The 8,185-nt window shown below is 54.4% G+C and carries 7 protein-coding genes and 1 riboswitch; of the genes, 2 read left to right on the top strand and 5 right to left on the bottom strand.

Going from position 1 to position 8,185, the window contains the following annotated elements; translation table 11 throughout:
- Window positions 1–268 precede the first annotated feature (268 nt).
- Both murI and btuB read right to left on the bottom strand, forming a co-directional pair.
- Window positions 269–1,120: a glutamate racemase gene (murI, locus tag L977_RS21945; RefSeq protein ID WP_047626927.1), complete on the bottom strand. Its 852-nt coding sequence runs from the start codon at window positions 1,118–1,120 to the stop codon at window positions 269–271.
- Window positions 1,065–2,918, bottom strand: a complete 1,854-nt coding sequence (gene btuB, locus L977_RS21940; protein ID WP_047626926.1) for a TonB-dependent vitamin B12 receptor BtuB — start codon at window positions 2,916–2,918, stop codon at window positions 1,065–1,067. The genes murI and btuB overlap by 56 nt, the downstream gene beginning before the upstream one ends.
- Before the next feature lie 66 nt (window positions 2,919–2,984).
- Window positions 2,985–3,160: riboswitch (cobalamin riboswitch) on the bottom strand.
- Between the two features lie 104 nt (window positions 3,161–3,264).
- Here btuB and trmA point away from each other — a divergent pair.
- On the top strand, window positions 3,265–4,365 hold the full coding sequence (gene trmA / locus L977_RS21935; protein WP_023331591.1) for a tRNA (uridine(54)-C5)-methyltransferase TrmA: 1,101 nt from the start codon (window positions 3,265–3,267) through the stop codon (window positions 4,363–4,365).
- Between the two features lie 56 nt (window positions 4,366–4,421).
- Here the strand turns inward: trmA and L977_RS21930 are convergent, their stop codons facing one another.
- On the bottom strand, window positions 4,422–4,781 hold the full coding sequence (locus L977_RS21930) for a YijD family membrane protein (protein WP_008501783.1): 360 nt from the start codon (window positions 4,779–4,781) through the stop codon (window positions 4,422–4,424).
- A 9-nt stretch (window positions 4,782–4,790) separates the two neighbouring features.
- Window positions 4,791–5,429 (bottom strand): HTH-type transcriptional repressor FabR, encoded by a 639-nt coding sequence (gene fabR / locus L977_RS21925; protein WP_008501784.1) that lies wholly within the window; start codon window positions 5,427–5,429, stop codon window positions 4,791–4,793.
- Window positions 5,430–5,625: 196 nt separating this feature from the next.
- Between fabR and sthA the strand changes: the two genes are divergently transcribed.
- On the top strand, window positions 5,626–7,026 hold the full coding sequence (gene sthA, locus L977_RS21920; RefSeq protein WP_014885685.1) for a Si-specific NAD(P)(+) transhydrogenase: 1,401 nt from the start codon (window positions 5,626–5,628) through the stop codon (window positions 7,024–7,026).
- Here the strand turns inward: sthA and oxyR are convergent.
- Entirely contained in the window at window positions 7,009–7,926 is a 918-nt protein-coding gene (gene oxyR / locus L977_RS21915) for a DNA-binding transcriptional regulator OxyR (protein ID WP_014885686.1), read from the bottom strand. The two genes, sthA and oxyR, sit on opposite strands and share 18 nt — an antisense overlap.
- Window positions 7,927–8,185: the final 259 nt, after the last annotated feature.

The raw sequence follows: 8,185 nt of genomic DNA, 5'->3' as shown, positions 1-8,185 counted from the left end.
CAGATTGTCTGATAAATTGTTAAAGAGCAGTTGCAACGCGGCTTTCAGCTCACCGTTGCGAGGTCCCGTATATTACGTTTTCCTCATTCAGAGTCAAGCGATTATTTTTGCTTTTCTCTGTTGGCGTTCATCTCTGAACCCCGCTAACCCGGCGGCCTGTAAGCCGTTGTTCCGTGTCAGTGGAGGCGCATTATAGGGAGTTCTCAGACGTTGACAACCCCTCTTTTAAAAAAAACTTTCAACCGTCTCTTTTTTGCTCAAAACCGTGCTATAGCGCCAGTTTTTCGAGCGTTTCAAAGCCATAACGGCGTAAAACGGGTAAAAGTTGCTCGGTCTCTTTCGTGATTGCCATACAAAAAGCAATATTCGCATCGGCTGATTTCGCATCAGGCGCTTCATGTTCCAGCAGCCAGGCCGTACGACGCGCGATAGCCGCACCGGAATCCACCAGCCGTGTTCCCTCCGGCAGTACCTCTAACAGCTCTTCCTGTAGTAGCGGGAAGTGGGTGCAGCCGAGCACAACCGTATCCGGGGGTTCGGGCATCCGCAACCATGGACGAAGAATACGACGCAGCTCGTCGAGTGATACCGCCTGTCCATGCAATTTCGCTTCGGCCATCTCCACCAGCTCTGCCGAACCGAGCATCGCAATCTGGCATTCGTTAGCAAAACGCTCGATCAGCTCGCGGGTATAAGGACGCTTTACCGTACCTCGCGTGGCCAACAATCCTACAATGCCATTCGCCGTCAAACGTGCCGCAGGCTTGATTGCAGGCACGACGCCCACAACCGGGAACGGGAATTTTTCACGCAGGGCGGGAAGGGAAACGGTGCTCGCCGTATTACAGGCGATGACGGCCAGTGCAAGGGGATAGCGCTTTTGCACTGCGGTGACGATTTCAACCACGCGCTCGACGATAAAGTCCTCACTCTTTTCCCCGTACGGGAACGCGACGTTATCGAAAGCGTAAATGTAATGGAGATCCGGCAGGAGATGCCGAATCTCATCATAGACCGAAAGCCCACCGACGCCGGAATCAAATACCAGCACGGTGGGACGCGGATTAGAAGGTGTAGCTGCCAGACAAGGTGTATTCCCGTCCTGCAGTTTGGTAGCCATAAACTGTCTCGTAATCTTTATCGAACAGGTTGGCTATTTTACCACGAACTGTGAGGTGTGAGGTGACAGGATACGAAACTGCGACATCCCACAGGCTGACGCCGCCCATTTTCACGCGCTCAGACGCATAGGTGTCTGGATCAATCGCGACATCATAGCGGGTGCCCAGATAGCGGTACGCCAGGTTCCAGTCGAGATCCCATACCTGCCAGTCAAGCTGATACTTAACCTGCTGCTTTGAACGGCGGGCCAGTACTTCGTTGGTTTTGGCATTACGCGGATCAACGTAATCATAGGAAATCTGATGCCCAACCGGGCCAGTATCGAACTGTGCCGTGGCTTCCACCCCTTTGATACGCGCCTCATCAATGTTGTAGTAACGATACGTATGAGGATCGCTGTTAATCAGGTTATCAATATCATTGCGATAACCGGTGATACGCCAGTTGACCGGTCCCGTCAGGCCTTCAAAGCCACCTTCCCACTGCTTGCTCTCCTCCGGTTTAAGGTCCGGATTACCGTAAGAGGCGCTGTGGATCTGACTCATGGTCGGTGCTTTAAATGCAGTACCGTAGGAGGCAATCATGCGATAGCCCTCCACAAACTCCCATGCTGCGCTGGTTTGCCATGTCCCATGGTTGCCAAAGTTGGAGTTGTCGTCATTACGTGCCGCCGCTTCCAGCGTCACGCTATTGAACTGCTGCATCGCCGAAACAAACACACCGGTATTGCGCTGCTCGTAACCTTTATCCAGGTAGCCCGTCCCGGCCTGCGTCTTCTGCTTTTGCCAGTCCAGGCCAGCACCGATGTTGCCATGACCCACTTCCACGGTGTTAAGCCATTGGGTGGTGTACTGCTTCACGTCATCCATGGTTGCGGAATCCGCGTAGCGCCCTTTCTTCGGATCATAGTTCTGGTCTTTGCTGCGACCATAACCGGCCACCAGCTGCGACTGGAAAATCCCCTGGTTGTATCGCAGACCGGTATCCCAGTTCTGGCTGTAAAGCTGGCGAGTGTCAGGTCGGCCATCGACCATAAAGCTGGCGTCGTAGTGATCGTAACCGTCATACGCAGAGCGGTTGTCATAGCCAAAACCGCGGAAGAAGCCGCTCACGCTGTCGGTAATCTGCTGTTCCACAGAGCCGTACAGCGATTTACTCATAAAGCCATCACGGTCAGGCTGGCGCGGCGCATCCTGGGCATTAATGTCAAAACCACGGGTGTAGGTATAGTTACCCGCCATGGTGATTTTGGTTTTATCCAGAACCTGCTGGAAAGAACCGTCATAAGTTTGATAACCCTTAGAACCCACTCCGGCAGAAATTTCCGCGCCCGGTTTATCGCGCCCGGTGATAATGTTGATCACACCGCCAATCGCGTCGGAGCCATACAGCGCAGAACGCGGGCCGCGGATGTACTCAATGCGCTGAATCAGCGAGGTGGGGATTTGGCTAAGATCGGGAACGTTGCTGATCCCGGCATTGTTCAGCGGTACACCGTCAATCAGAACCAGAACATGACGGGACTCAGTACCACGAATAAAAGTAGAAGAGGTCGCACCCAGGCCACCACTTTGCGCGATGTCCACTCCCGGCAAACGCGACATGATTTCCACAACGCTCTTTGCCTGCCAGCGTTCAATATCTTCTCGCGTCACAACGGACGTCGGCGCCAGAACGGTTTTTGCCGGTTGTTCAAAACGATTTGCCGTCACCACCAACGAGTCGGCGCTATCCTGCGCCCAGCCCGAAAATGCCGTGACGGACAGCGCCGTCAACAGCGATACTTTTTTAATCATTGTTAAAGCATCCACAATATAAGAAGGATGCCGCAGGCCCCATCGATAGCACGCGATGATGAAACCAAATGCGACGTGATCCCGGCAGGTCTTCGGGCTAGGTGGCGTTATACGGATGAAGACTTCCCATTTTCACAGTGTCTACAACGTTCATCCCGCCAGTCTTTACCGCTGCGCGTCAGCTCCAGAATTACACTGGATTCCCTTTTCACTCTCAGGAGACCGGAAACAGAATGCTACAATTAGACACGTATAGATGTCCAGACAGCTATGAGCCATTAAATCTGGACATCCCCTGCACAATGCCTACAATCCCCGCGTAATTCTTTATCACTCAGGACGCATCATGACCCCAGAACACCTCCCGACAGAACAGTACGACGCGCAGCTGGCAGAGAAAGTCGTCCGCCTGCAAAGTATGATGACGCCGTTCAACGCGCCCGTTCCCGAGGTGTTCCGCTCTCCCGTCAGCCACTACCGCATGCGCGCCGAGTTCCGCATCTGGCACGACGGAGATGACCTGTACCACATCATTTTCGATCAGCAGACAAAATCCCGCATTCGCGTGGACAGTTTCCCGGCGGCGAGTGAGCTCATCAACCAGCTGATGACCCTGATTATTGACGGTGTGCGCGATAATCCGGTGCTGCGTCATAAGCTGTTCCAGATTGACTATCTGACCACGCAAAGCAATCAGGCGATTGTCTCTCTGCTCTACCACAAAGCGCTGACCGACGAATGGCGCGAACAGGCAGAAGCCCTGCGCGATGCGCTGCGTGCGCAGAACATCAATGTCCACCTGATTGGCCGCGCGACCAAAACCAAAATCATGCTGGATCAGGATTACGTCGATGAGCGTTTGCCGGTGGCGGGTAAAGAGATGATTTATCGTCAGGTCGAGAACAGCTTCACTCAGCCGAACGCCGCGATGAACGTGCAGATGCTGGAGTGGGCGCTCAAGGCGACGGAAGGATCTAAAGGCGACCTGCTTGAGCTGTACTGCGGTAACGGCAACTTCTCCCTGGCCCTGGCACGTAACTTTGATCGCGTTCTGGCAACCGAAATTGCCAAGCCGTCAGTTGCCGCCGCGCAGTACAACATTGCCGCTAACCATATCGACAACGTGCAGATCATTCGTATGGCCGCAGAAGAGTTCACGCAGGCCATGAACGGCGTGCGGGCGTTTAACCGCCTGGAAGGGATCGACCTGAAGAGCTACCAGTGTGAGACGATTTTTGTCGACCCGCCGCGCAGTGGCCTGGACAGCGAAACCGAAAAGATGGTGCAGGCGTACCCGCGCATTTTGTACATCTCCTGTAACCCGGAGACGCTGTGCAAGAACCTCGAAACATTAAGCCAGACGCACAACGTTGAACGTCTGGCGCTGTTCGATCAGTTCCCGTATACGCACCATATGGAGTGCGGCGTTTTACTTACCGCACGGTAATCTGTAGGCCGGTTTTGGCAGGTGGCGCTTCGCTTACCTGCCCTACAAATAATTCATTACTCTGGTAACTGGCTCTTACGGCTACGCATGCGCGAGCCAATCCAGAATACCAGCGCCACAGACAGTACCGCAGGGAAGAAGTTAGATCCGATATCCGGATACTCCGCACGCACCACGGTGCTATACAGCAATACGCCCAGAATAAAGCAGGCAGCGGCCAGCCCCGGTAACCCCACCGGCATGGTGCGGTTCAGGTAACGTTGATGCAGGCAGTACACCGTCAGCACCAGCGCAATAAGCGGGAAAATCGAAAACGGAACAATTGAGCTAAAAATAGCGGCAAACGTCCCATTAATGGATAAGCCAGCGATCAATGCCAGCAACAGCGTCCCTTTATCCTGACCTGACTGTTTCATTACTCACCTTCACTCTTCGGTTTGATGTGCCAGTTTCTCTTGTTCACGGCGATACCAGTAGTACGCGCCTTTGGAGATCATCCTGAGCTGCAATACCAGTCGCTCTTCGAGCTGTTTGCGTTGTTCAATGCTGACATCCAGCGCTTCGGCACCCGCGCTGAAAACAATCGTCACCATCGCCTCAGCCTGTGCTTCAGTAAACGCACGCGGCATATGGTTTTCGAGTTCAAGATAGTCGGCAAGTTCCGCGATGAAGTGCTGAATTTCACGCGCGACGGCGGCACGAAACGCCGCCGATGTGCCCGAACGCTCGCGCAAAAGCAGACGAAACGCGTTGGGGTTATTGCCAATAAATTCCATAAAGGTCGACACGGAGGTGCGTATCACGCTCCCCCCTTTGGCGATACGCTGACGTGCCTGGCGCATCAGCTGGCGCAGCATCAGACCGCTTTCATCGACCATGGTCAGGCCCAGTTCATCCACATCACGGAAATGACGATAGAAGGACGTTGGCGCAATCCCGGCCTCGCGTGCGACTTCGCGCAGGCTCAAACTGGCAAAACTCCGCTCGGCACTCAGTTGACTGAATGCGGCTTCCACCAGCGAACGCCGGGTTTTCTCTTTTTGTTGTGCTCTTACGCCCATCACGATAGTTGAATCCTTCCAAAGGCCTGCTGGCACTATACCAGAGAATAAAATTAATCTGTTTGCCTGGCTTTGTGAATGATTGTTTACGTGCGGTTTGTGCTCCACTGCCGGAAAAAAGCACAACGATAATTGGGTTACCCTGGCAATGATGTTATGATTCTGTTGCTTTTATGTATAAGAACAGGTAAGCCTTACCATGCCACATTCCTACGATTACGACGCAATAGTTATTGGTTCCGGCCCCGGCGGCGAAGGCGCTGCTATGGGTCTGGTGAAACAGGGAGCCAGAGTAGCGGTCATTGAGCGCTACCATAATGTCGGCGGCGGTTGCACCCACTGGGGTACCATCCCTTCAAAAGCCCTCCGCCACGCCGTTAGCCGCATTATCGAATTTAACCAGAACCCTCTTTACAGCGACCACTCCCGACTTCTTCGTTCCTCCTTTGCCGACATCCTGAATCATGCGGATACCGTCATTAACCAGCAGACGCGCATGCGCCAGGGGTTTTATGAGCGTAACCACTGTGAGATTTTGCAGGGCAACGCGCATTTTGTGGATGAACACACCCTGGCACTTGAATGCCACGACGGTTCGGTTGAGACACTCACCGCCGAAAAATTTGTGATTGCCTGCGGATCGCGCCCTTACCACCCGGCCGACGTCGACTTCTCACACCCGCGCGTTTACGACAGCGACTCGATTCTGAGCCTGCACCATGAACCCCGCCACGTCATTATCTATGGCGCAGGGGTAATTGGCTGCGAATATGCGTCGATCTTCCGCGGAATGGATGTCAAAGTTGATCTCATCAACACGCGCGACCGCCTGCTGGCATTCCTCGATCAGGAGATGTCAGACTCTCTCTCCTACCACTTCTGGAACAGCGGCGTGGTGATTCGCCACAACGAAGAATACGAGAAGATTGAAGGTTGCGACGACGGTGTGATCATGCACCTCAAGTCCGGTAAGAAGCTGAAAGCGGACTGCCTGCTGTACGCCAACGGTCGTACCGGCAACACCGATTCCCTGCAGCTGGAGAATATCGGACTTGAGACCGACAGCCGCGGTCAGCTGAAGGTCAACAGTATGTACCAGACTGCCCTGCCGCACGTTTACGCGGTCGGCGACGTGATTGGTTACCCAAGCCTGGCCTCTGCCGCTTATGACCAGGGCCGTATTGCCGCACAGGCGTTGGTGAAAGGTGAAGCGACGGCGCATCTGATCGAAGATATCCCGACCGGCATCTATACCATCCCGGAAATCAGTTCCGTAGGGAAAACCGAGCAGCAGCTGACGTCAATGAAAGTGCCATATGAGGTGGGTCGCGCGCAGTTTAAACATCTGGCGCGGGCGCAAATTGTCGGAATGAGCGTGGGGACGCTGAAAATCCTGTTCCATCGCGAGACGAAAGAGATCCTCGGCATTCACTGCTTTGGTGAGCGCGCGGCGGAAATCATTCACATCGGCCAGGCGATTATGGAGCAAAAAGGCGGCGGTAACACCATTGAGTACTTCGTTAACACCACCTTTAACTACCCGACTATGGCGGAAGCCTATCGGGTCGCCGCGCTGAACGGCTTAAACCGCCTGTTTTAACGCGTTATCGAAATGGCCATCCATCGCACCGCGGATGGCCTCTGCCAGCTGCTCATAGCGGCTGCGCAGCGGTGACCCCGGACGATAAACAAGGCCGATCGTGCGACGCGGTTCCGGCTTAATGCACGGCAGATAAACCACGCCATCACGCTTACGCTCGCGCGGCACGGCCAGCGCAGGCAGCAGCGTAATCCCGCTTCCCGCCGCCACCATATTACGCAGCGTTTCCAGGCTGGTTGCGCGGAAATGGGTATCTTCGTCGGCACCCGCTTCAAAGCAAAAGCCCATTGCCTGATCGCGCAGACAGTGGCCATCTTCCAGCATCAGCAGCTTTTCACCGGCCAGATCGGCCATCGGCACGCGATCGCGGTTCGCCCACGGGTGATCTTCATAGATCGCCAGCATCATTGGCTCATCGAACAGCGGCACTTCAATAAACGCTTCGCTCTCTTTCACCAGCGCCAGAATAGCGCAGTCAAGCTTGCCGCTATCTAACTGCGCCAGCAGTTGATGGGTTTGCGCTTCATGCAGGTACATTTCGAGTTTTGGGAAAGTCTGGTGCAACATTGGAATGATGTGCGGCAAAAGATACGGGCCAACGGTTGGGATCAGGCCAATATGCAGTGGGCCGGACATCGCTTCCCCCTGCTGGCTTGCCATTTCCTTGAGCACTTTGACCTCGCGCAGCACGGTGCGCGCCTGATCCACCAGCAACAAACCGGCCTGGGTGAACAGTACCTTACGACTGGTGCGCTCCAGCAGCATCACGCCCAGCTCATCTTCCAGCTTGCGGATCTGACCGCTCAGCGTCGGCTGGCTGACGTGGCAGGAATCTGCAGCACGGCGAAAATGGCGGTGCTCGGCTAGCGCTACCAGGTATTCAAGATCACGAATATTCATTATTCATCCTCCGTCGCCACGATAGTTCATGGCGATAGATAGCATAGCAACGAACGATTATCCCTATCAAGCTTTCTGTTGAATAATACACCACATAGACGAGGCGGCACGTGTTTGACCCTTGACGTCCCCGCACCGTCATCGAGTTTCTCTCAAAACTCGAACAACTAAAGCCAACGTGAACTTTTGCGGACCCCGTGGTCCGCTTTTTTTTGCGTAAAAAAGCCCGGCATTACGCCAGGCTCCATTTTGCTCCCTC

It is taken from the genome of Enterobacter sp. ZOR0014, from assembly GCF_000798855.1.
GTDB lineage: Bacteria > Pseudomonadota > Gammaproteobacteria > Enterobacterales > Enterobacteriaceae > Enterobacter > Enterobacter kobei.
The sequence above is the reverse complement of the archived record's forward strand: the minus strand, read 5'-3'. Positions and strand labels throughout refer to the sequence as shown.